This is a genomic window from Sphingomonas sp. SKA58 (genome assembly GCF_000153545.1).
In the GTDB taxonomy this organism is placed as follows: domain Bacteria; phylum Pseudomonadota; class Alphaproteobacteria; order Sphingomonadales; family Sphingomonadaceae; genus Sphingobium; species Sphingobium soli.
Genome location: NZ_CH959306.1, coordinates 1,012,534 through 1,034,153, shown reverse-complemented (window position 1 = coordinate 1,034,153; position 21,620 = coordinate 1,012,534). Strand labels below are relative to the sequence as shown.

Annotated in this window: 23 protein-coding genes and 1 tRNA gene; 14 read left to right on the top strand and 10 right to left on the bottom strand. The window is 63.2% G+C overall.

Annotated features, from left to right (window positions below; genetic code table 11):
- The first annotated feature begins 2 nt into the window (after positions 1-2).
- From SKA58_RS05550 to SKA58_RS05535, 4 genes are all read left to right on the top strand, one after another.
- Entirely contained in the window at positions 3-671 is a 669-nt protein-coding gene (locus SKA58_RS05550; RefSeq protein WP_037542159.1) for a GH25 family lysozyme, read from the top strand.
- A complete protein-coding gene (locus tag SKA58_RS05545) occupies positions 671-1,129 on the top strand; it encodes a cytidine deaminase (RefSeq protein WP_009821394.1) in 459 nt (152 codons plus the stop codon). Before SKA58_RS05550 ends, SKA58_RS05545 begins: the two co-directional genes overlap by 1 nt.
- 5 nt (positions 1,130-1,134) lie before the next feature.
- On the top strand, positions 1,135-1,689 hold the full coding sequence (gene dcd / locus SKA58_RS05540) for a dCTP deaminase (protein ID WP_009821393.1): 555 nt from the start codon (positions 1,135-1,137) through the stop codon (positions 1,687-1,689).
- 102 nt (positions 1,690-1,791) lie between these two features.
- The gene (locus tag SKA58_RS05535; RefSeq protein WP_009821392.1) at positions 1,792-4,572 is read left to right on the top strand and encodes a TonB-dependent receptor plug domain-containing protein; all 2,781 of its coding nucleotides are present in this window, start codon (positions 1,792-1,794) and stop codon (positions 4,570-4,572) included.
- Positions 4,573-4,577: 5 nt separating this feature from the next.
- On the opposite strand, the gene SKA58_RS20475 is transcribed toward SKA58_RS05535, so the two are convergent.
- The 3 genes from SKA58_RS20475 to SKA58_RS05520 all read right to left on the bottom strand — a co-directional run bounded on the left by SKA58_RS20475 (position 4,578) and on the right by SKA58_RS05520 (position 7,207).
- A complete protein-coding gene (locus SKA58_RS20475; RefSeq protein WP_009821391.1) occupies positions 4,578-5,183 on the bottom strand; it encodes a methyl-accepting chemotaxis protein in 606 nt (201 codons plus the stop codon).
- A gap of 143 nt (positions 5,184-5,326) precedes the next feature.
- Positions 5,327-6,034 (bottom strand): response regulator transcription factor CtrA, encoded by a 708-nt coding sequence (gene ctrA / locus SKA58_RS05525; RefSeq protein WP_009821390.1) that lies wholly within the window; start codon positions 6,032-6,034, stop codon positions 5,327-5,329.
- 279 nt (positions 6,035-6,313) lie between these two features.
- Positions 6,314-7,207 (bottom strand): LysR family transcriptional regulator, encoded by an 894-nt coding sequence (locus SKA58_RS05520; RefSeq protein WP_009821389.1) that lies wholly within the window; start codon positions 7,205-7,207, stop codon positions 6,314-6,316.
- Positions 7,208-7,313: 106 nt separating this feature from the next.
- Between SKA58_RS05520 and SKA58_RS05515 the strand changes: the two genes are divergently transcribed.
- From SKA58_RS05515 to SKA58_RS05500, 4 genes are all read left to right on the top strand, one after another.
- Positions 7,314-8,033, top strand: a complete 720-nt coding sequence (locus SKA58_RS05515; protein WP_009821387.1) for a pirin family protein — start codon at positions 7,314-7,316, stop codon at positions 8,031-8,033.
- Between the two features lie 121 nt (positions 8,034-8,154).
- Complete coding sequence (gene wrbA, locus SKA58_RS05510) at positions 8,155-8,754, top strand: NAD(P)H:quinone oxidoreductase (RefSeq protein WP_037542632.1); 600 nt, start codon at positions 8,155-8,157, stop codon at positions 8,752-8,754.
- Positions 8,755-9,181: 427 nt separating this feature from the next.
- Complete coding sequence (locus SKA58_RS05505) at positions 9,182-9,664, top strand: carboxymuconolactone decarboxylase family protein (RefSeq protein ID WP_009821384.1); 483 nt, start codon at positions 9,182-9,184, stop codon at positions 9,662-9,664.
- Positions 9,664-10,527 (top strand): sigma-70 family RNA polymerase sigma factor, encoded by an 864-nt coding sequence (locus SKA58_RS05500; protein WP_009821383.1) that lies wholly within the window; start codon positions 9,664-9,666, stop codon positions 10,525-10,527. Before SKA58_RS05505 ends, SKA58_RS05500 begins: the two co-directional genes overlap by 1 nt.
- Before the next feature lie 4 nt (positions 10,528-10,531).
- Here SKA58_RS05500 and SKA58_RS05495 read toward each other — a convergent pair whose 3' ends face one another.
- Positions 10,532-11,488: an acyltransferase family protein gene (locus tag SKA58_RS05495; protein ID WP_009821382.1), complete on the bottom strand. Its 957-nt coding sequence runs from the start codon at positions 11,486-11,488 to the stop codon at positions 10,532-10,534.
- 68 nt (positions 11,489-11,556) lie between these two features.
- Here SKA58_RS05495 and SKA58_RS05490 point away from each other — a divergent pair, with 68 nt between their 5' ends.
- The 6 genes from SKA58_RS05490 to SKA58_RS05465 all read left to right on the top strand — a co-directional run bounded on the left by SKA58_RS05490 (position 11,557) and on the right by SKA58_RS05465 (position 16,819).
- Entirely contained in the window at positions 11,557-12,234 is a 678-nt protein-coding gene (locus SKA58_RS05490; protein WP_009821381.1) for an RluA family pseudouridine synthase, read from the top strand.
- Positions 12,221-12,625: an alternative ribosome rescue aminoacyl-tRNA hydrolase ArfB gene (arfB, locus tag SKA58_RS05485; protein ID WP_009821380.1), complete on the top strand. Its 405-nt coding sequence runs from the start codon at positions 12,221-12,223 to the stop codon at positions 12,623-12,625. Before SKA58_RS05490 ends, arfB begins: the two co-directional genes overlap by 14 nt.
- Before the next feature lie 47 nt (positions 12,626-12,672).
- Entirely contained in the window at positions 12,673-14,415 is a 1,743-nt protein-coding gene (locus tag SKA58_RS05480) for a hypothetical protein (protein WP_009821379.1), read from the top strand.
- Positions 14,416-14,422: 7 nt separating this feature from the next.
- Positions 14,423-14,908 carry a GAF domain-containing protein gene (locus SKA58_RS05475; RefSeq protein WP_009821378.1) on the top strand — a complete coding sequence of 162 codons (486 nt, stop codon included), beginning with the start codon at positions 14,423-14,425 and terminating at the stop codon, positions 14,906-14,908.
- 137 nt (positions 14,909-15,045) lie between these two features.
- Positions 15,046-16,035 carry an RcnB family protein gene (locus tag SKA58_RS05470; protein ID WP_009821377.1) on the top strand — a complete coding sequence of 330 codons (990 nt, stop codon included), beginning with the start codon at positions 15,046-15,048 and terminating at the stop codon, positions 16,033-16,035.
- 157 nt (positions 16,036-16,192) lie between these two features.
- Positions 16,193-16,819, top strand: a complete 627-nt coding sequence (locus SKA58_RS05465; RefSeq protein WP_009821376.1) for a YitT family protein — start codon at positions 16,193-16,195, stop codon at positions 16,817-16,819.
- Here the strand turns inward: SKA58_RS05465 and SKA58_RS05460 are convergent.
- The 6 genes from SKA58_RS05460 to lon form a co-directional block, all read right to left on the bottom strand.
- Positions 16,816-17,346 carry a hypothetical protein gene (locus tag SKA58_RS05460; protein WP_009821375.1) on the bottom strand — a complete coding sequence of 177 codons (531 nt, stop codon included), beginning with the start codon at positions 17,344-17,346 and terminating at the stop codon, positions 16,816-16,818. The two genes, SKA58_RS05465 and SKA58_RS05460, sit on opposite strands and share 4 nt — an antisense overlap.
- Positions 17,333-17,704 carry a phosphoribosyl-AMP cyclohydrolase gene (gene hisI, locus SKA58_RS05455; protein WP_009821374.1) on the bottom strand — a complete coding sequence of 124 codons (372 nt, stop codon included), beginning with the start codon at positions 17,702-17,704 and terminating at the stop codon, positions 17,333-17,335. The genes SKA58_RS05460 and hisI overlap by 14 nt, the downstream gene beginning before the upstream one ends.
- Before the next feature lie 63 nt (positions 17,705-17,767).
- A tRNA-His gene (locus tag SKA58_RS05450) sits at positions 17,768-17,844 on the bottom strand.
- An 84-nt stretch (positions 17,845-17,928) separates the two neighbouring features.
- Positions 17,929-18,492 carry a septal ring lytic transglycosylase RlpA family protein gene (locus SKA58_RS05445; RefSeq protein ID WP_037542157.1) on the bottom strand — a complete coding sequence of 188 codons (564 nt, stop codon included), beginning with the start codon at positions 18,490-18,492 and terminating at the stop codon, positions 17,929-17,931.
- 212 nt (positions 18,493-18,704) lie between these two features.
- Positions 18,705-18,977: an HU family DNA-binding protein gene (locus SKA58_RS05440; protein ID WP_009821372.1), complete on the bottom strand. Its 273-nt coding sequence runs from the start codon at positions 18,975-18,977 to the stop codon at positions 18,705-18,707.
- A 189-nt stretch (positions 18,978-19,166) separates the two neighbouring features.
- Positions 19,167-21,563: an endopeptidase La gene (gene lon / locus SKA58_RS05435; RefSeq protein ID WP_009821370.1), complete on the bottom strand. Its 2,397-nt coding sequence runs from the start codon at positions 21,561-21,563 to the stop codon at positions 19,167-19,169.
- Between the last annotated feature and the right edge of the window lie 57 nt (positions 21,564-21,620).

Sequence of the window (21,620 nt, the reverse complement as noted above, 5' to 3'; positions counted from 1 at the left end):
GCATGCTGGTCCGCATCGGGGCGGGACTGGCGCTGATCGCGATGCTGGCGCTGGCATTGTGGCTCTATGCCCGCGCCTGGGCGCCGGGTCGGGACGAATATCCGGTGCAGGGGGTGACGATCGGGTCGACCGATGGCCCGGTCGATTGGGGCACGCTCGCCGCGCAAGGGGCGGACTTCGCCTATATCCGCGCGGTGCGGGCACAGGACGGGCGTGATCCGGCCTTCGCCACCAACTGGCGCGGCGCGCGCGCGGCGGGCATGCGCTATGGCGCGGTGATCGAATATAGCGCCTGCCGCAGCCCGATCGACCAGGCGACCGGCTTCATGACTACAGTGCCGCGCGACAATGCCGCCCTGCCCCCGGTCATCCGCCTTGCCTTTGCGCCGGGATGCGCCGAGCGGCCGGGTCGCGACCTGCTGCTCTCCAACCTCAACACGCTCATCAACCTGGTGGAGGGGCAGGCGGGCAAGCCGGCGCTGCTCAACGTGACCGAAGATTTCGACGACGCCTATGATATTGGTTCGGGCATCAATCGCACCTTGTGGCTGGACGGCAATTTCTTCCCGCCCGATTATGCCAGCCGGCCTTGGGTGATGTGGACAGCCACCGACTTGCGGCATATCGACGGCGTCGATGGTCCGGTGCGATGGAATGTGGTGGCGCGATAATGGGTGATGATTCCGAAACGCAGGCTTTGATCGCCGCCGCACGCGGAGCGATGGCCCATGCCCATGCGCCCTATAGCCGCTTTGCCGTCGGAGCGGCAGTGCGCCTGACCGATGGCAGCATCGTCACCGGCTGCAATTTCGAAAATGCGAGCTACGGCCTGTCGCTCTGCGCCGAAACGGTCGCGCTCGCAACCGTCAACGCGCAGGGACGCTTTGCCGATGTCGCCGCCATCGCGGTGGTGGGCGGCGCGATGGACAGTGAACAGGAAGCGCTGGTCACCCCCTGCGGCCGCTGCCGGCAGGTGATGAACGAAGCCGAACAAATGGCCGGCCGCCCGCTCGTCATCCATTGCGCGACGCCCAGTGGCGACCGCGTGCTCGCGCTCTCCCTGCCCGACCTCCTTCCCCATGCCTTTGGTCCCATGGACCTGGGCATCGCCCCTGCCAAAAAGAGCTGACAGACATGGCCATTCTTTCCGACAAATGGATACGCGAACGGGCGCTTTCGACCGGCATGATCGAACCGTTCGTCGAAAGCCAGAAGCGCGAGGGCAGCATCAGCTACGGCCTGTCCTCCTACGGCTATGACGCGCGTGTGGCCGACGAATTCAAGATTTTCACCAATGTCGACAGCACGATCGTCGATCCCAAGGATTTCGACCCCAAGAATTTCGTCGATCGCAAGACCGACTGCTGCATCATCCCGCCCAACAGCTTCGCGCTCGCCCGCACGGTCGAATATTTCCGCGTGCCGCGCGACGTGCTGGTGATCTGCCTTGGCAAATCCACTTATGCGCGGTGCGGCATCATTGTGAACGTGACCCCGCTGGAACCCGGCTGGGAAGGGCATGTGACGCTGGAATTTTCCAATACGACGCCGCTGCCGGCCAAAATCTACGCCAATGAAGGCGCGTGCCAGTTCCTGTTCCTCCAGGGAAACGAACCGTGCGAAGTCAGCTATGCCGACCGCGCGGGCAAATATATGGGACAACAGGGCGTCACCCTGCCCCGCCTGTAAATATCGCACGGTGGTCTGCTCCGCCGTCATGGCGGGTCGGTCGGCGCAGTCCGTTTCTCCTTGATGACCGCGCGACGGGGCGGGCGACAAGGGGGATTGGCCATGCGCCTCGTTCAAGCCCTGGCCGGGCTTATGCTGCTATGCTGTTCGACGCTGCCGACACGGGCCAATCCGCCGCCGGACAGAATATTGGATCAGCGGCACCGCTTCGACATTCATGTCCAGCCGCTCAGCGGCGCGCTGCGTCAACTATCCTCGCAAACCGGCGTGCGCATCCTCTTCCCTTATGAGGAAGTATCGGCCATCCGCAGCCGCCGGATAGAAGGATGGATGACGACGGGGCAGGCGCTGCAAAAACTGCTCGCCGGCACGCAGTTGCGCATGATGCAGACGAGCGCAGGGGTGATCGCGCTTGCCGCGCCGTCTCGCGCCACCGCGCGGCAAAGCCCGCTATCCTTTCAGCTCGCCCAGGCCGCTTCTGCGCCAGCGTCCGGTCCGGTCACGGACGTCACACCGATCATCGTCACCGGCACGCGCCTTGTCACCCGAACCGTCGCCGACAGCATGGTGCCCATCGACATCCTTTCGGCGCGCGCCATGGAGGCGAATGGCCGGCAGTCGGTCCGCGACCTGCTCGGCGCGCTGGTCCCCGCCATATCCGTATCCAACAGCGGCGCGGGCGCGAGTTTCGCGATCAAGACATTGTCGCTGCGCGGGCTTGCCGGTGACCAGTTGCTCGTGCTGGTCAACGGCAAGCGGCGGCACAACAGCGCGACCCTGTTCATCAACGGCACGACCCAGAATGGCCAGTCGCCCCCCGACCTCGACCTCATCCCGTCCAACATGATCGAACGGATAGAGGTGCTGCGCGACGGCGCGTCGGCGCATTATGGATCGGACGCAATCGCCGGCGTCGTCAATATCCTGCTCAAGGACGACAGGCGGGGCGGCGCGTCGATCGTGGGCGGCGGAACTTGGAACGGCGGCGGCGAACAGGGCCGCTTTCAGGTCGACAAGGGCTTTGCGATCGGCCGCGGCACGATCCACCTCGCCGCCGACGGGGTTCTTCAGGGCCGCACCGTCCGGGGCGGCCCGATTACCTCCAGCCTCTATTTCCCCGGCGACCCCCGTGAAGCCACCGCCGACCGGATGCGCAACAAGCCGGGCCAGCCACAGGTGTCCGGCGTCAATCTGGCCTATCATGCCGTCATGCCGCTGGGCGCATCGGAACTGTACAGCCACGGCACCTGGTCGCGCCGCCGTGCCGACGCCTATCTGACCTACCGTCCACCCAACTCCATCCTCACCATCCCGGACATCTATCCAGAAGGCTATATCCCCCATCTTTCCATCCAGGATCGCGACAGCCAGGTGACCGGCGGCCTGCGCGGTGATGGCCCCGCCGGCTTCCGCTATGATCTCAGCACCAGCTATGCCCGCAATGAAGGACGCTATTCCGAACAGTCGCTCAACGTTTCATTCGGGCCGACCAGCCCGACCCGCTTCTTCCTTGGGGCCGTGACAGCCACCGAATGGACCAGCAATATCGACGTGCAACGCGACGTGCCGCTGGGCCTTGCCGAACCGCTGCTGCTCGCGATCGGTGCGGAATATCGCGAAAATCGCTATCGCATCGCGGCTGGCGACCCAGCTTCCCATGCCGATGGCGGCTATCGTTCGTCCCCCGGCGCGCCCTTCGCCGGCGCGACGCGCACGCCGGGCGCGCAGGGCGTCACCGGCTTCACCCCCGACAGCGCCGGCCGGTATCGCCGCCACAACTGGTCGGCCTATCTCAACCTGGAACAGAAGGTCGCGCAGGGTGTGGAGGTCGCGCTGGCCGCCCGGCATGAGGATTATTCCGACTTCGGCACCACCAACACATGGAAAATCTCGACCCGGATCGAACCCCTGCGCGGCATCGCCCTGCGCGGCACGGTCAGCACAGGCTTCCGCGCGCCAACGCTCCAGCAACGCTATTACGCCTCGTCCAGTACGATCGGCGTGCTGTTCCCCGGGGAAACCACCACCCGCCTCGCCCCGGTCCGTGCGCTTCAGGTCGATGATCCGGTCGCCATCGCCTGGGGCGCGCAACCGCTGCGGCCCGAGCGATCGACCAACCTCTCCGCCGGGCTGGTGCTTGCGCCCCTGCCCCGGCTCAGCATGACGATCGACGCCTATCAGATCCGCATTCGGGATCGTATCCTGCTGGGCGGCATCCTGTCGGGCCTTCCCGATGCGACGCGCGCCAGCGGCTATAATGTCCTTGGCGAGTTGTTGCTCACCCGGGGCCTCGATCCGGTGCAGAGCGGATTCTACTTTTCGAACGCAGCCAGCACACGCACGCGCGGAATCGATGTCGTCGCCAACTGGCGCGCGGACCTGGGCGCACTGGGCAGCGCGCTCGTGACCCTGTCTGGCAATATCAACAGGACGATCTTCACCCGTCTGGACGTGCCGCAGGTGCTGGCCGACTTGGGGGTAAATCTGATCGACCGCGCGCGTCAGGGCGATGTCACCAGGGGCACGCCGCGCAGCAAGATCATCGCCAACCTGAACTGGACGCAGGGAAACGCGACGCTCAACCTGCGCGCGACCCGCTATGGCGATGTGACGCAGGTCGCCACGCGGACCGTTACCGTGGACGGCGCGACCTTCTATCCCGATGAGCATATCGCGCCCAAGATATTATTCGACCTGGAATATAGCCAACAGCTGGCCGCTGGCGTCCGCCTCGCGGCCGGCGCCAACAACCTCTTCAACATCTATCCGACAAAGCTCAGCGCCGTGAACCAGGGCGCGTCAGGCTTTGCGCTGTACAACAGCTATGCCCCTTATGGCATCAGCGGCGGCTTTTATTATGGCAAGCTCTCGCTGGCCTTCTGACGCTTCTATCGCGCGGCCGTAACCATCGCCCGCGCCCGATCGGTAGCGCTGCGCGTGTCGCCGGCCAATTTCTTGACCTCAGCCGCAACGACGGCAAAGCCCTTGCCCGCCTCACCCGCCCGCGCAGCCTCGATGCTGGCGTTGAGCGCCAGCATGTTGGTCTGGTTGGCGATCAACCCGATGCTGTTGACGATATCGGACAGGCCATCGACGGTATTGCGCAATTCCGTCCGCAACTGGTGCGCCGCCGAATTGTCGGTTGCGATCTTGAGGATGCGGTCGATCGATCCGTCAGCGTGGAATACCGGATTATAGGTCGCCTGCAACCAGACGAGGCGCCCCCCCTTGCCCACGCGCCGATATTCGCCCGCGTCATATTCTCCCCGCCCCAGCTTGCGCCAGAATTCGGCATAGGCCGGCGTATCGCCATGGCCGGGCTCGCAGAAGATGCGATGATGCTGGCCCTGTATCTCCGCTAGCGCATAGCCCATGGTCGCCAGGAATCGGTCATTGGCCCATAGCACGATGCCGGACGGGTCGAACTCGATCACCGCTTGGGACCGGCAAATGGCATCCCATGCTGCTTCGGGACTATGCGTTGCCTGACCCATCAAACGGAAACTCCTTCACCGCCGCGCTACACGGCATAAGGTGACCAAGCCGTTAAGATTGCTGGCCCCCGCGCCCCAGACACGGAAAAGGCCGGCCTCCTGCTGGAGCCCGGCCTTTCCAACCCGTATTTAATGTTTGAACGTCAGGCGACCTTGGCCTGCGTTTCCTCGACCTCGTCCGGATCGCGCAGCACATAGCCGCGACCCCAGACGGTCTCGATATAATTGTCGCCGCCGCAGGCCAGCGCCAGCTTCTTGCGCAGCTTGCAGATGAAGACGTCGATGATCTTGAGTTCCGGCTCGTCCATCCCGCCATAGAGGTGATTGAGGAACATTTCCTTGGTCAGCGTCGTGCCCTTGCGCAGCGACAGCAGCTCCAGCATCGCATATTCCTTGCCGGTCAGGTGAACGCGATTGCCGTCCACTTCCACCGTCTTGGCGTCCAGATTGACCGACAGCTTGCCGGTGCGGATGACCGACTGGCTATGCCCCTTGGACCGACGGACGACCGCATGGATGCGCGCGATCAGTTCCTCGCGGTGGAAGGGCTTGGTCACATAATCGTCCGCGCCAAAGCCGAACGACCGCACCTTGCTGTCCATCTCGCTGATGCCCGACAGGATCAGCACCGGAGTCTGCACTTTCGCCGCGCGCAATTTCTTGAGCACGTCATAGCCATGCATATCCGGCAGGTTCAGGTCCAGGCAGATGATGTCGTAATCATAGAGCTTGCCGAGGTCCAAACCCTCTTCGCCCAGATCCGTGGTATAGACGTTGAAGCCTTCGGTCGTGAGCATCAGCTCGATCGCCTTGGCGGTGGTCGGTTCGTCCTCAATCAGCAGCACGCGCATATGAATGCCCCTTTGCGTCGCAGTCCCGTTCACCCCACCAGAACGGCTTCCGCTTCAAATCATTAACCAAAAAACTTCTGAAGGACAAAGGTTAATTTTTGACTAACCGGCGGAATCCGGCGAGTCGCATGGAAACGAATCTATTTACAAAGGGTTGAGCGCCGCTCCACCCACGCAAAGTCAAGGTAGATTCACATGCGAAACGACAGCATCGGGCCGCTGCGAGGCTAAGACATGCCATTTGCAGCAGAAAAAATTTACGAAGGTTGACGGTGATCCTTAACAGCCATGGTTGCTGGCAATGAAGTCGATGAGCGCGTCCACCCTGGCCGGACGAAGCCTTGAAGGCGGCGTCACCAGATGCAGCCCGACTGGCGGCGAACGCCAGTCGATCAATATCTCCTCCAATTCGCCCTTCGCCAGCGCCTCGCCCACGATGAAGTCGGGCAACCGCGCAATGCCGATCCCGTCGCGCAGCGCCGGCAACATCGCCTCCCCGCTGTTGATCGTCAGCCGCCCGCGCACCTGCACCGCCACGACCTGCTGGCCCGGCCCCGAAAATCGCCAGACGTCAGACGGCATCACATTGGAATAGCAGATGCAATCATGCACGCCCAGGTCGCTTGGATGCGCCGGTCGCCCCCGCGCATCAAGATAGGCGGGCGACGCGATCACATGCAGGTTGACGTCCGCCAGCCGCCGCGCCCGCAACGAACTGTCGGGCATGTCGGCAATGCGGATCGTCGCATCCAACCCCATCTCCACGATGTCGATCTTCGCGTCCGACAGATGTAGGTCTATATCGACCAGGGGATGCATTTTCGTGAACTGCGCCACCAGCGGAGCGATGCGCAGCAGGCCGAACGTCATCGGCGCGCCCAGCCGCACAACGCCCGACAATTCCGCCGTCTCGTCCCGCGCCGCCTCTTCGGCCGCCCGCCCCTCCGCCAGGATGCGCTGGGCATGATCGGCCAGCCGCTTGCCGCTTTCGGTCAACGCCAGGCGGCGGCTGGTGCGGTTGAACAGGCTGGTGTCGAGATGCTCCTCCAGCCGCGTCACAGCCTTGGACACCGTCGCCTTGGACACGCTCAGCGCCTTGGCCGCGTCGGTGAAGCTGCGATGCTCGACCACGGCGGCGAACATCGCCCAGGCTTCAAAATCGGGAAGGCGCATTGGAAACAATCCGTTTCAAAGCTGTTCGTTCAGGAAACGATCCTGATGGCTATATTGGCGGAAAGCAAGCCGGAAGCCCCGGCTTTTGAAATGAAAGGCATCTGCCATGACCACGACCACTGCGAGCCGTATCGAACGCCGCCCCTTCGCGTCGCTGGGCCATGCCGACCATGGCTGGCTCAATGCGCGCCATCATTTTTCCTTCGCCGATTATTATGACGACGAACGGATGCACTGGGGTGCGATCCGCGTCTGGAATGATGACGAGATCGGACCGCGCTCCGGCTTTCCGCCTCATCCGCACAACGACATGGAAATCATCACCTATGTCCGCACCGGCGCGATCACGCACCAGGACAGCCTGGGCAACAAGGGCCGCACGGCGGCCGGCGATGTTCAGGTGATGTCGGCCGGCACCGGCATCCGTCACGCCGAATATAATCTGGAGGATGAAACCACTACCCTGTTCCAGATCTGGATCATGCCGCGCAGCCGCGGCGGCCAGCCCAGCTGGGGCGCCAAGCCCTTCCCCAAGGGCGACCGTGCCGGCAAGCTGGTCGTGCTGGCGAGCGGCGATGATGCTGACACAGAAGCATTGCGCATCCGCGCCGACGCCCGCCTGCTGGGCGGCACGATCAAGGCGGGGACCAGCATCACCTATGACAGCGCGCCCGGTCGTCACCTCTATCTCGTGCCCGCCACCGGGCGGATCGAAATAGATGGCGAACCTTTCGAGGCGCGCGACGGCGCGGCAATCACCAGTGGCGGTCCGATCACCATCACCGCACTGGAAGATGCCGAAATCGTGCTGGTCGACAGCATCTAGAAACCCTTTGGCCCGTTCTTTCCCCTCTCCCTCATGAACGGGCCGGGCCGCCTGCGCCTTCCTCCCTCCCGCGCAGGCGGCCACCCTTCACGCAAACCATTTCAGCTAAGGAGACATGACGATGGCAAAGGTTCTGGTCCTTTATTATTCATCCTACGGCCATATCGAAACCATGGCGAAGGCCGTGGCCGAAGGCGCAGCATCCGCCGGCGCGCACGTCGATATCAAGCGCGTGCCCGAAACCGCGCCGCTCGACGTCGCGAAGAACGCCCATTTCAAACTGGATCAGGACGCGCCGGTCGCTACCGTCAACGAACTGGCTGACTATGACGCGATCATCGTGGGCACCGGTACACGCTTTGGCCGCATGTCGAGCCAGATGGCGGCCTTCCTCGACCAGGCCGGCGGCCTGTGGGCGCGCGGCGCGCTCAATGGCAAGGTCGGCGGCGCGTTCACTTCGACGGCCAGCCAGCATGGCGGACAGGAAGTCACACTCTTCTCGATCATCACCAACCTCATGCATTTCGGCATGACCATCGTCGGCCTCGACTATGGTTTCCAGGGCCAGATGGGCGTCGACAAGGTGCGCGGCGGATCGCCCTATGGCGCGACCACGCTGGCCGACAGCGACGGCAGCCGCCAGCCCAGCGAAGAAGAACTGGACGGCGCGCGCTATCAGGGCCGCCGCATCGCCGAAACCGCGATGAAGCTGCACGGCTGATCGCCCGGCGCGGTTTGTCGCGACCGCATCGCCTTCGGATCTCGCGAAGGAAAAACCACAGGGGCTGGCGCACCGGACATGCGCCAGCCCGTTTTTTGGTGCGCAAAGCGGGCCAGCTTTGCCCGCTCACATATCTCTTCCAAAATAGGATTTCGTCTGATCTACACTGGTTGATGACGCCGCTCTTCACCACCCGCACATGCCTGCCTGCGCGGCCCGGGGCGGGCAAAGCCCCCCGTCGCTCAGGTGTCGCCTTGTGGTCGCTTCGCGGTCGCTTCGTGGTCGCTTCCGGCCCAAAACAGGCGAAACCGTGTGAACTTCGCCTTGCTGTCCACATGGCCCATCGGGTGCAAAAAACACAGCAGCATGTCACATCCCTCGCCGCCGTCTCGTCATGATTGCACACCCCAAGCGAAAGGACTGCATCATGACTGCCAAGCTCGATCCCTTCACCGCCGCGCCCCAGCAAATGAAGGCCTGGTACGCCGCCAGCACCGCTATTGCCGAAGCGCTGGAACCCGCGCTTGTCGAACTGGTCAAGATCCGCGCGTCGCAGATTAACCAGTGCGCCAACTGCCTCAACATGCATAGCGCCGACGCCCGCGCGCAGGGGGAAAGCGAACAGCGGCTCTTTCTCCTCTCCGCCTGGCGCGACGCCCCTTGCTATACCGATCGGGAACGCGCCGCGCTGGGCTGGACTGAAGCGATGACGCGCCTGTCCGAAGCACCCGAGGTGCAGGCCGCCCATGAAGCGCTAAAATGGGAGTTCAGCGAGGAGGAACAGGTGCAATTGACACTGGCGATCAACGTCATCAACGGCTGGAACCGGCTCGCGGTCGGCTTTGGCATGTGGATCGAAACCCCCGCGACCAAGGCACGCGAAGCGGCGCACGTCAAGGCGGCGGCCTGATGGCGCAGGGGACGCAGACGGACGCGGCGGCGCGCTTCGCCCCGCTGCGTCCCCGCCTCACCCGCATCGCCTATCGCATGCTCGGTTCCGTGGCGGACGCCGAGGATGTGGTGCAGGACGCCTTCCTGCGTTGGATGGGCGCGGACCATGACGCGGTGCGCGAACCCGAAGCCTTTCTCCGCCGCATCGTCACCCGCCTGTGCCTCGATCATCTCAAATCCGCGCGGGTGCGGCGCGAAACCTATGTCGGCCCCTGGCTCCCCGAACCGCTGGTGGAGGACGGGGATGAGGACCCCGATGACATCACCCTGCCGCTGATGCTGGCGCTCGAGCGACTGTCTCCGCTGGAGCGCGCCGCCTTCCTGCTGCACGACGTTTTCGGCCAGGGCTTTGAGGAGGTCGCCGCCACGATTGGCCGGGATACCGCCGCCTGCCGGCAACTCGCTGCGCGGGCGCGAGGCCATGTCCGCGCCGCCCGCTCCCGCTATCGCATGGATGCGGCGCGTGGGCTGGAGATCGCCAACGCCTTCTTTACTGCTTCGCGCAGCGGCGACATGGGAGCGCTCGGCGCAATGCTGGCGCAGGACGTCAGCCTGCACAGCGACGGCGGCGGCAAGCGCCCGGCGACCGTCCGCCCCGCGCTGGGCTTCGCGCAGGTCATGCAGGTACACAAGGCGCTGGGCGTACTGTTCGGCAAATATGGGTCGACGCTTTTGCGCACCTGCCGGATCAACGGCCTGCCCGGCTTCGTCACGCGAGAGGCCGATGGCGAAATCCAGACCACCGCGCTCGCGATCGAGGATGGGCGGATCAGCGCCATCTATGTGATGCGCAACCCCGACAAGCTGCGCCATCTTCACTGAAGCGCTAGAGGAAAACGCGCCGCAGCGGCGTCAGCCGCACCAGGTGCCAGGCAAGAAGGGGCAGGACGAGAGCGAGAAGGAAAAGCCAGGCCTTGGACAGGGAAGGACCGCAATAATGGATCAGCGCGCCATGCAGATACATGATTACCAGCGAGGCGCGGCCGAACTGCCTCAGCGGCCAGGCAAGGCGCGCGATCCGCGCCGACAGGCGGAACAGCAGCAGGGATGTCGCCACCGCCGCGCCGATCGACAGCAGCGGCCAACCATAATCGGCGACCTTCATGTTGAGCGTCGGGAACAGGCCCGACAGCCCCGCCGTCGCCAGCAGCCCCAGGGGCAGGATCAGGCCATTGCGCCAGCGGACATGCGGCCATGCCGCGCCGGCCCAGAGCAACAATATGGCCATTGGCACGGTCAGCAGGCCCAACGGAGACACATCGAACAGCCAGCCCAGCCCATAGGCCAGCAGCGCCAGCGGCACGAGCAACAACCCCCATCGTCGGTCGAGCGGATCGGGCCAGCGGTTGAAGGCGACGTTGAATGCGATCCGCGCCGTCATCAGGCAGGGCACGAACCAGAAGATGATGAACGGCCCGCCCAGCCATGTTCCGCCCAGCAATATGGGACCCATATCCTGCGGCCAGTCGCGATAGATGGGCACATTGCCCTTCATCGGCTCGATGATCTGGTCGGCGAACAGCAGCACTGTCAGGAAGGCGGCATAGGGCCGCATCTGGCTGACGATCTGCCGCCGGGTGAAGGCACCGATGGGGCGTGGCCGCGACAACAGGCCCGACAGCAGGAAGAAAAGCGGCATGTGGAAGCTGTAGAGCGCATCGCGCACCGGGCCGCGCGTCCATATATGCCCCGCCACCACCGCGATGATGCCGATGCCGCGCGCCACATCGACCCAGTCCAGCCGAAATTGCGCGGTCGCCGCGTCATGCCCCCTGTTTTCCATCGCCGCCCCGCCCTATAGGATGGTGCGCGCGCGTCAATCGCCCCCTGTTCCCGTTAGGATGATACCCCTTGCCCCTGTTGACCGACCATGTCCTGTTTCTAGATGGCGAGGCGCTGATCCTCGACAAGCCGGCCGGCCTGCCGGTCGATGCGCCGCGCGACGGGTCGATGAGCCTGGAAAATCATCTGGCGTCCCTGACCTTCGGTTTCCAGCGCTGGCCGCTGGCCGTCCACCGGCTGGACCGGGATACCAGCGGCTGCCTGCTGCTCGCCCGCAATCCCAAGGCGCACAAGCGCTTCGCCGCCGCGTTCGAAGCAGGCACCGTGACGAAACGCTATATCGCCGTGCTCGATGGCGTCCCGGCGGAGACCGAAGGGACGATCGCCCTTTCGCTGAAGAAGGTCAGCACGCCGACGCAGGGCTGGCGCATGATCGCGGCCAAGGCGGGCAAGGCCGCCGTCACCCATTGGCGCAAGCTTGCCGAGCGCGACGGACGCGCGCTGGTTGCCTTCACCCCGGAAACCGGCCGCACCCACCAAATACGCGTCCATGCCCAGCACGGGCTTGGCTTTGGCATCATGGGCGATCCGGTCTATGGCAATGGCGAAGGGCCTATGCTGCTCCACAGCCGATTCCTCAGCGTCCCGCGCGGCGACAAGCCTGCTGCCGAGGCGACCGCGCCACTGCCGCAAACCTTTGCCGCCGCTGGCTTTGGCCCGGAACATCTGGACGATGCCGGACTTTGACGTGCCCGAAGAGGCGCTGGAGGAGCGCTTCGTCACCGGCGGGGGACCGGGCGGCCAGAATGTGAACAAGGTCGCGACGGCGGTGCAACTGCGCGTCAACCTCTTCCGCCTTGGCCTTCCCCCCCATGCCTATCGCAAAATCAAGGAACTGGCTGGATCGCGCCTCACCGCTGCCAACGAAATCCTGATCCAGGCCAACCGCTTCCGCACCCAGGAAGCCAACCGGCAGGACGCCCGCGACCGGCTCGCCGACCTGATCGCCAAAGCCCATCAACGCGACGCCCGCCGCATCGCCACCAAACCCGGCAAGGCCGCCAAGGCCCGCCGCGTTGACGCAAAGAAAGCGCGTAGTTCCGTCAAGCAAGGGCGCGGTAAGATACAAATGGACTGACGCGCTGTTATCCATATTAGGCCATCATCTGCGAAAGGGGGATCGCAATGACCGTGCGGGCCGGCATCGTGAAAGGCCACCAATCGGGCGAGCAATATGCTGCGCAAGCAATGCTACGGTGGTTCGCCATCGGTGCGTCGGTCTGGCTCCTTGCCGGCATGGCGACGATGATCTTCGCCAATGGTCTGCGGTTTGAGCAGTATGTCTTCCTGACTCAGGATGCTCCGGTCGCGGCGTTTCTGATCGGCTTCCTATCCTTACTGAAGGGGCAGGCTGGCAATCCCGGATCGCCGCCCGAGATAAGGAACTGGCAAATCGGCGTCGCCATCGTCGCCGTCATGGCCATCGCCTGGGCGGGCCATCACTGGCTGATGTCCGGCTATTCCCTGTCGCGTGACGAAGCCTTGGCGCGCATGAGCGCAGCAGCCCTGGCCCATGGTCAGCTTGCCATGCCGATCCCGCCGGAATGGCGCGCTTATGCTGACGCCATGTCACCCGACTTCCTCAACCCCATGGGCGGCGACCGATACTGGATTTCCCTATATCTACCCGGTTCAGCAGCGATTGAGGCGCTGGTATCACAATTTGCGGACCCCGCCGTGACCCAGCCGCTATTGTTGGGGCTTGGGCTGCTGATGCTGTGGGACGTGTCGCGCAATCTTTTTCCCGATCGGCCTGACATTCGCACTGTCGTCATGCTGCTCGCTTTCTCGTCCTGCCAGTTGTTGTTCACGGCGATGACCGCGTACGCAATGACCGCGCATTTTGCGCTGAACATGGTCTGGCTCGCGCTGTTCATTCGTGAAAGGACCTGCACGCATGGCGCTGCGCTTTTGGTTGGGTTCTTTGCCCTGTCCCTCCATAAGGTGCAGTTTCACGTCCTGTTCGCTGGCCCCATATTGGCGACACTGCTTTGGCGCAGACGGTGGGCGCTTTCTGCCCTCTATGCGGTGAGCTACGCCATTTTCCTGATTGTCTGGATGAAGCTATACCCCCTGCTGCTGGTCGATCGGCTAGACCTTTCCATCACCGCTGGCGCCGCCAAAGGCGTCTCCTTGTCCCCACGATTGGCCAGCCTTCAGCCGCTCCTCTATCTCACGCGGTTTTTCGCCTGGAATAATGCGCTGCTCGTCCCGCTCGCGCTCATCGGAATGAAAGGTGCGTGGCGAAGCCTCCGTCAGGACGCAAAAGGCCGACGGGCGCTGCTATTTATCGGACTGACTGGCGGGTGCGCCATTGGGATGCTGCTGACCGTGCATCAGGGACTGGGCTGGGGCTATCGCTATCTGCATGGCTATATCGGCCCCTTTTGCCTGCTCGCCGGATTGGGTTGGAACAAACTTTACCCGTCGCCAGCCAGCCTGCGCCCGATCTGGTTGGCGGTCATGGTGTCGATGGCCACAGTCGCGGCGCAAGGCGTGATGGTCGCGCGCTTCGTCACCCCCTACGCGCGCCTCCATGCCCATGCTGCTGCACTGCCTGTGGACATCCTGTTGCTGGACCCGCGGGGCGGCGTCTTTGCGCAGGACATTGTTCGCGTCCCCCCCAACATGGTGCACCGCCCCATATTCATGGATCTGTCCAAGCTGGACAAACAGCGCGTGGATACCCTTTGTCGGAAATATCGGATCGGCATTATCGATCGAACCGATTATCGCGCTGCGGGCATATTGGCCGACGATAGCAGGCCGGACGCGCGCCATATCGCGCGAATAAGGGCATATCTTGATTTGACCGGCTGCGCCAGACGGGCCCTCCCCTCTGGAACCGGCAGCCAGGCGTCCCTATAGAAGCGGCATGTTTGATTTTGCCCCAACCGCCCAGGCTGACAAAGCCACGCTCTACGCCGATCTCGTCTCCGCCGCGGACGCGCTCACGCGCGACGAGCCGGACGCTATGGCCAATATGGCCAATATATCCGCGCTCTTATGGCAGTTCCTGCCCGACCTCAACTGGGCGGGCTTCTATCGGCTGATCGGGGATGAGCTGGTGCTTGGTCCTTTTCAGGGCAAGCCGGCCTGCATCCGCATCCTGGTTGGTCGCGGGGTGTGCGGCGCGGCGGCAGCCACGCGCGAAACCCAGCTGGTCGAGGATGTTCACGCCTTTCCCGGACATATCGCCTGCGATGCGGCCAGCGAGTCGGAGGTCGTCGTGCCGGTCATCCATGATGGCGCGCTCGTGGGGGTGATTGATCTCGATAGCCCGCGCGCTGCCCGCTTCGACGCCGAGGACGCCGCAGGACTTGAAGGATTGGCGACGATGATTGCCGCGCGCATCGCCTGACCCTCTACATCTGCCCCGTTTCAGGACAGCGTATAACGCCATGATCCGTGGATTGCGGCGGATCATCATGCTAAACAGCGCGTTAGCATTTTCGCGGCGCGCCTCGTGCCCGCTCAAGACCATCGGGAGACTGATCCATGCGGATGTTGAACCTTGCCCTGATCGGCACGGCCCTGGCGATGACCGGGGTAGCGGCGCCTGCATCGGCGAACGGTCGTGGCGGGGCGCATGGCGTGCGTCCCGGCGTTGCGCATAGTAACATGCACCGCTGGGGTCCGCGCCAGCAAGGCCGGTGGTACGCTGGATGGGGCGCACCGGGCGGCTGGAACGGCTATCGGCGCCCCGTGCGCGGCTACATCCTGCCGCGCTACTGGGTCAGCCCCAACTATTATATCGCCAATTACCCCGCCTATGGGCTGCCTGCCCCCGCGCCCGGCTATGGTTGGTCGCGCTATTATGATGATGCGGTCATGACCGACCGGTACGGGCGGGTCCATGACTATCGGTCAGATATTGACTGGGACCGTTACGAGGGCGGTTATGGCGACTATGCCGATGATCGTCGCGACAATGGCCTGGGCGGCGCTGCGATCGGCGCGGTCGTGGGCGGCGTCGCGGGCAACCGCATCGCGGGACGCGGCAATCGCACGGCCGGCACGGTGATCGGCGCTGGCGTCGGGGCGGTGGCTGGTATGGCGATCGACAAGGCCGAAGACGATCGGCGGGATGCGCCCTCGCCTCGGCCCGGCGTCAGCTATGACGACGGCTATGGCTATGCCGATGATGCCGTGACCAGTTCCAACGAATATGAAGGCCGCTGGACCGGTACCTGGACAACTGACGACGGACGGACGGTTTCAGGAACCTATGATGGCCGGTTCGAAGGCGATGTACGGGGCGCAGGTGTCGATTATCCGCCGCCGCCTTATGAAGGCGCGCCGCATTGGGGTGGCGCACCGATGGCGGGTGGCTATGTGTCGGGCGGCTATTATTATCCTGCTCCCATCGTGACGACCGTCACGGTCCAGCCGGCAACGACAACCACGACGACCACCACCTATGTGACCGAAACGGTAGCGCCGCGCAAAAGCGTTCGCCGCAGTCGGCGTGCATGCCGCTGCAAATAGCTGCGGCATCTTGCGCACTCTGGCGGCTTCGTGGCACAGCGGCGCACACAATAAGCAGCGGAATGATCGTGCTCCGGCCGCCCTTGGGTGGCCAGAGCATGGATCCTATCGCGGGAGAGGATGACGAGGGCTTTTTTCCAATGAATGGACCCCTTGCATGCCGCCCGCCCTGCCTGCTCTTCACCCGCCGGCCCGTCCCCATAATCTTGCGGAAGATGGCTATGCCATAGCGATTGGCTGCGCTTTCATCGCCATGGGGCTCATGCTGCTGAAGCAAGCAGGTCTGGTGACGGGGGGCATGGCAGGCGTCGCATTGCTCATTTCCTATCTGATCCCCTGGTCGCCCGCGACATTGTTCATCCTGGTCAATATTCCTTTCTTCCTGTTTGGCGGCAGAGCGATGGGGCTTGCGTTCGGGCTCAAGACGTTGTTCGCCAACATCGCTATCATGGCGCTGGGCCTGACGATGCCCGCCGCGTTGCAGGTGGCGAAGATCAGCCCGGTCTTTGCAGCCCTGTTCGGCGGATCAATCATCGGTTTTGGCATATTGGCGATCGCCCGGCACGGCGCCGGCGTCGGCGGTATCGGAGTGGTGGCGCTGATCCTGCAAAAGTCGCGCGGCTGGAACGCCGGCCGCACGCAAATGGGGTGCGATGTGCTGATCCTGCTCGCATCCCTGCCGATCCTGAGCGCCGACCGGTTCGCCCTGTCCATATTATCCGCCGGAGCGATCAACGCCGTGCTGGTCGTCAATCATCGCCCTGGACGCTATATCGGCCACTAGGCGGTACAGAGCGGATCGCCAGACCGCTCGCGCGCACGGAGCGCGCTGGCCGCATCGCTGGCGATGCGCGGAAAGCTCACCCCTTCCAGCGAACCGCGCCCTTCGCACAAATCAGCACAAGCCAGATCGACAACGCCGGGGAGCGCCACCTGGTCGCCATCATATTGCGCGACGATGATACAGCGATCGCCACCCTTGAAACTGAGGATCAGCTTGTCGCCAGCCCGCCGCGCCGTCCCCTGCCCTCGACAGGCAGGTTCCTCACCGAAAATCGCTTCCAGGCCAAAATGCAGCTCGCCATTGCGTGCAGGTATGACGCACAATGCGTCTCGGCCAGCCTCGTGAGTGCGCTGGAAGAGGCCGACAGGCGATATCTTGGCGGGGTCGGCAATCGTCCCGCTGGCTATCGCCGCCTGTTCCAGCCGGGATGCCGCTCCGCCCGACACGACGGGCGGAGTATCCTGATTGGCAGGACTGCGCTGGCAACCGAGCAACAGGAGAAAGAGCGTCAGGCTAATCCGCCGCATCGACCGGGCTTAGGCCTTCGGACCCGACGCGACGGAAAAAACAGGAGCGTGCGCCTGTGTGGCATGTCGGCCCGGCTGGAATGGCCTTCACCCAGACAGCGTCCTGATCGCAATCGATTCGGATATCGCATACCTCCAGCATGTGACCGGATGTCTCGCCCTTCTTCCAGAGCGACTGCCGGCTGCGCGACCAGAAATGGGCGAGGCGCGTCTCCACGGTCAGCGCCAAAGCCTGCCCATTCATGTGCGCGACCATCAGCACCTCGCCGCTCCTTGCATCCGTCACGACGGCGGTGATCAGTCCATCGCGGTCATATTTGGGATCAAGGGTCAGGCCCGTGTCGCGCGCATCAGTCATCGCCGCCCTATAGGCGGGAACAGCGCGAAAGCGAAGCCCAAAGGCTGTAGAAATGAAGCCAAATGGGGCGATCGACGGGATCCGAACCCGCGACCTCCGGTACCACAAACCGGCGCTCTAACCAACTGAGCTACGATCGCCACAGGGGCCAGCGGCCCCGAGAGACAGGGCACATATGCGGCCCGCCCCTGCCCGTCAAGCCGACAAATCACCGCCAGAAGAATTCATTGGCCCATTCCCGCTGCTAGCTGCGCCCGCAAATTTGCGAGCGTGGTTTCAGATACACGGGGCCGCTCACGCGCCGGCTTTCCCTTGCGCAATTTCGCGCGGTCCTTTTCGGACGGGTTCACCAGTCGCACGCGCACAGCCGCGTGTCCTCGGGCACGAATACCCAGTTCATCGGCCGCGCGGCGTGACAGGTCGATGATCCGGCCGCGACCGGCGAACGGCCCGCGATCGTTGACCCGCACGACGATGGTGCGCCCGGTATCGAGGGACGTGACTTCAACATAGCTGGGCAGCGGCAGGGTGACATGCGCGGCCGTGATCCACTTGGCGCGGAAGCGTTCGCCATTGGCAGTGCGATTGCCCGATTCCGACCCATACCAGCTTGCATAGCCCAGCATGTCATACTGCGGATCGGCAGCGGGGACATAAGTAACGCCTCGCACCTTATAGGGCGGGCCGATCCGCACCGGATGGTCGCTGACCGGTCGGAAATTGCCTCCACCGCACGCTGCCAATGCCAAGGCAGGAGCGGTCCACACCATCCTAGTCCATACCGTCATGACGGCATCCCTAACGTCCGCATCAGCCCGCGTCGAGACACACGACAAGGAAAAGGGGTAAAGGCGTTTCCGCCTTTACCCCTTGCGCTTTCGGCTCTGGGCGAAGGACAGGTATGCCCTGCCAATCCGCCTCTCTCTCCTAATGGCTTTCCGACCGCGACGCCGGCAAAGTCAGCCAGAGCGGGCGTCCGCCAAAACGGACGCCCTTGCCCTTAGTTGACCGAATCCTTCAGGCCCTTGCCGGCCTTGAACTTCGGCTGGGCCGAGGCCTTGATGGTCATTGTTTCGCCAGTGCGCGGATTGCGACCGGTCGACGCCTTGCGCTGCGAAACCGAAAAGGTGCCGAAACCGACGAGACGGACTTCATCGCCCTTCTTCAACGCGCCAGTGATGGCGTCGAATACGCCTTCGACAGCCTTGGTCGCGTCATTCTTGCTGAGGCCGCTGCTTTCAGCAACCGTGCTGATCAGATCCTGCTTGTTCATGCCTTGGGAACCCCCTTGTGCTGTTGGTTAGTTAGGAATCGCGGCGTAGGCGGGGCAATAAGGCGCGGATTCCAGCCTCTGTCAAAGGGAAAGCGACGAAGACCCCGGCTTTGCTCCAAAATTGCATCCTGTTCCGCAATATGGAGTAAAATCTAGGAGTTCTGCCCATTGTTTCACTTTAGTGACTTTTCAGTGCCGAAGGCTGGGATCGCCATCGCGGCCAGTCAGACCGGATGGCTGCGCGGCCAGATCATCTGCCTCGGTCCAGGTGATCGCATCGGGCATGGAAACCAGTGCACGCGCCAGAACCTCATCGACGTGGGAAACCGGAATAATCTCCAGACCTTCACGAATATTGGCCGGAATTTCCGCTAGGTCTTTCTCGTTTTCCTGGGGAATCAGCACGGTCTTGATGCCGCCGCGCAGCGCCGCCAGCAGCTTTTCCTTGAGGCCGCCAATCGGCAGAACGCGTCCGCGCAAAGTCACCTCGCCCGTCATCGCGACATCTTTCAGAACCGGGATGCCGGTCAGCGTCGACACGATCGTCGTGACCATGCCGATGCCCGCCGAAGGTCCATCCTTGGGCACAGCGCCTTCGGGCAGGTGGATGTGGATATCCTTGCGATTGAACACGCTCGGCTTGATGCCATAGCCCGGTGAGCGTGCCTTCACATAGGAAAAGGCCGCCTGGACCGATTCGTTCATGACCTCGCCCAGCTTGCCGGTGGTCTTGATCTGTCCCTTTCCAGGCACGGTGACGGCCTCGATCGTGAGCAGTTCGCCGCCAACCTCTGTCCAGGCAAGCCCCGTCACAGCTCCAATCTGGTTTTCTTCTTCGCCTACGCCGTGGCGGAATTTCCGCACGCCAGCAAAATCGGCCAGATTGTCCGGCGTGATAACGATCTTGTCATATTCGCCTTCCAATATCTTGCGCAGCGCCTTGCGCGCCAGACGCGCCATTTCGCGCTCCAGCGTGCGAACCCCCGCCTCACGGGTATAATAGCGGATCAGATCGCGTACCGCCGGTTCGGTGACGACGACTTCGCCGTCCTTCAATCCATGCGCGTCAATCTGCTTGGGCAGCAGGTGCCGCTCCGCAATCTCGACCTTCTCGTCCTCGGTATAGCCTTCGAGCCGGATGATCTCCATGCGATCGAGCAACGGCTGGGGCAGGTTCAACGAGTTGGCGGTCGTGACGAACATCACGTCCGACAGATCAACGTCGATTTCCAGATAATGGTCCTGGAATTTGCTGTTCTGTTCCGGATCAAGCACCTCGAGCAAAGCGGACGCCGGGTCGCCGCGGAAGTCCTGGCCCAGCTTGTCGATTTCATCCAGCAGGAACAACGGGTTCATCGTGCCCGCCTTTTTGAGGTTCGACACGATCTTACCGGGCAGCGACCCGATATAGGTGCGCCGATGGCCGCGTATCTCGGCTTCGTCGCGCACCCCGCCCAGCGACTGGCGTACGAATTCACGGCCGGTCGCCTTGGCGATCGAGCGCCCAAGCGATGTCTTGCCGACACCGGGCGGCCCGACAAGGCACAAGATAGGTCCCTTAAGCTTGTTTGTGCGCGCCTGGACGGCGAGATATTCGATGATCCGGTCCTTGACCTTTTCGAGCGCGAAATGATCCTCGTCCAGGATATCCTGCGCCTTTTTAAGGTCGGTCTTGACCTTGCCCTTCTTGCCCCAGGGCAAGCCCAGCAGAACGTCTAGATAGTTGCGGACCACGGTCGCCTCGGCGGACATGGGCTGCATCGCCTTGAGCTTCTTGAGTTCCGCCGTCGCCTTGGATCGAGCTTCCTTGCTCAGTTTGGTCTTGGCGATCTTCTCGGTGAGTTCGGCGAGCTCGTCGCCCTCCTCGCCCTCGCCATTGCCCAACTCGCGCTGGATCGCCTTCAACTGCTCGTTCAGATAATATTCGCGCTGGGTCTTTTCCATCTGCCGCTTCACGCGACCACGAATTTTCTTTTCGACCTGCAGCACGCCAAGTTCGCCCTCCATGAAGGCGAAGACCATTTCAAGGCGCTTGACCGGATCTGCCTCGACCAGCAGCGACTGCTTATCCGACACTTTGACATTGATGTTGGCGGCGACGGCATCGGCCAGCCGGCCCGCATCCTCAATCTCGCGCAGTTGAACGGGCGTTTCGGCCGGCAGCTTCTTGTTAAGCTTGGCGTAGTTCTCGAACTGCTCGGCCACGGACCGCATCAGCGCGGCAGCTTCGGGGCCTTCGGCAGCCAGCTCCTCGACCGGCGCGATTTCCGCAACCAGATAATTATCCTTGGTTTCCATGGCCGACAGTTGCGCGCGGTGTTTGCCCTCCACCAGAACGCGCACGGTGCCATCGGGCAGTTTCAACAGCTGCAATACGACTGCGACGACGCCCGTATCATAAAGCGACTCGCGGCCCGGCTCATCCTCCGCCGGGTCCAGTTGCGACACGAGGAAAATCTCCTTGTCGCCTTCCATCGCAGCCTCGAGCGCAGCGACGCTCTTGTCGCGCCCGACGAAGAGCGGAACGATCATTTGCGGAAACACGACGATGTCACGCAGCGGCAGCAGGGGATAATGCGTAGTCATTCAATCTCCGGGGCCGAAACGCGACCCATCCAAACGGTCCATCGCCTTTATGGGGAT

What these genes read in the sequence shown, in the direction of transcription:
- SKA58_RS05550 (WP_037542159.1), top strand. Translation starts at nt 3, where the DNA reads ATGCTGGTCCGCATCGGGGCGGGACTGGCGCTGATCGCGATGCTGGCG.
- SKA58_RS05545 (WP_009821394.1), top strand. Translation starts at nt 671, where the DNA reads ATGGGTGATGATTCCGAAACGCAGGCTTTGATCGCCGCCGCACGCGGA.
- dcd (WP_009821393.1), top strand. Translation starts at nt 1,135, where the DNA reads ATGGCCATTCTTTCCGACAAATGGATACGCGAACGGGCGCTTTCGACC.
- SKA58_RS05535 (WP_009821392.1), top strand. Translation starts at nt 1,792, where the DNA reads ATGCGCCTCGTTCAAGCCCTGGCCGGGCTTATGCTGCTATGCTGTTCG.
- SKA58_RS20475 (WP_009821391.1), bottom strand. Translation starts at nt 5,183, where the DNA reads ATGGGTCAGGCAACGCATAGTCCCGAAGCAGCATGGGATGCCATTTGC.
- ctrA (WP_009821390.1), bottom strand. Translation starts at nt 6,034, where the DNA reads ATGCGCGTGCTGCTGATTGAGGACGAACCGACCACCGCCAAGGCGATC.
- SKA58_RS05520 (WP_009821389.1), bottom strand. Translation starts at nt 7,207, where the DNA reads ATGCGCCTTCCCGATTTTGAAGCCTGGGCGATGTTCGCCGCCGTGGTC.
- SKA58_RS05515 (WP_009821387.1), top strand. Translation starts at nt 7,314, where the DNA reads ATGACCACGACCACTGCGAGCCGTATCGAACGCCGCCCCTTCGCGTCG.
- wrbA (WP_037542632.1), top strand. Translation starts at nt 8,155, where the DNA reads ATGGCAAAGGTTCTGGTCCTTTATTATTCATCCTACGGCCATATCGAA.
- SKA58_RS05505 (WP_009821384.1), top strand. Translation starts at nt 9,182, where the DNA reads ATGACTGCCAAGCTCGATCCCTTCACCGCCGCGCCCCAGCAAATGAAG.
- SKA58_RS05500 (WP_009821383.1), top strand. Translation starts at nt 9,664, where the DNA reads ATGGCGCAGGGGACGCAGACGGACGCGGCGGCGCGCTTCGCCCCGCTG.
- SKA58_RS05495 (WP_009821382.1), bottom strand. Translation starts at nt 11,488, where the DNA reads ATGGAAAACAGGGGGCATGACGCGGCGACCGCGCAATTTCGGCTGGAC.
- arfB (WP_009821380.1), top strand. Translation starts at nt 12,221, where the DNA reads ATGCCGGACTTTGACGTGCCCGAAGAGGCGCTGGAGGAGCGCTTCGTC.
- SKA58_RS05480 (WP_009821379.1), top strand. Translation starts at nt 12,673, where the DNA reads ATGACCGTGCGGGCCGGCATCGTGAAAGGCCACCAATCGGGCGAGCAA.
- SKA58_RS05475 (WP_009821378.1), top strand. Translation starts at nt 14,423, where the DNA reads ATGTTTGATTTTGCCCCAACCGCCCAGGCTGACAAAGCCACGCTCTAC.
- SKA58_RS05470 (WP_009821377.1), top strand. Translation starts at nt 15,046, where the DNA reads ATGCGGATGTTGAACCTTGCCCTGATCGGCACGGCCCTGGCGATGACC.
- SKA58_RS05465 (WP_009821376.1), top strand. Translation starts at nt 16,193, where the DNA reads ATGCCGCCCGCCCTGCCTGCTCTTCACCCGCCGGCCCGTCCCCATAAT.
- SKA58_RS05460 (WP_009821375.1), bottom strand. Translation starts at nt 17,346, where the DNA reads ATGCGGCGGATTAGCCTGACGCTCTTTCTCCTGTTGCTCGGTTGCCAG.
- hisI (WP_009821374.1), bottom strand. Translation starts at nt 17,704, where the DNA reads ATGACTGATGCGCGCGACACGGGCCTGACCCTTGATCCCAAATATGAC.
- SKA58_RS05445 (WP_037542157.1), bottom strand. Translation starts at nt 18,492, where the DNA reads ATGACGGTATGGACTAGGATGGTGTGGACCGCTCCTGCCTTGGCATTG.
- SKA58_RS05440 (WP_009821372.1), bottom strand. Translation starts at nt 18,977, where the DNA reads ATGAACAAGCAGGATCTGATCAGCACGGTTGCTGAAAGCAGCGGCCTC.
- lon (WP_009821370.1), bottom strand. Translation starts at nt 21,563, where the DNA reads ATGACTACGCATTATCCCCTGCTGCCGCTGCGTGACATCGTCGTGTTT.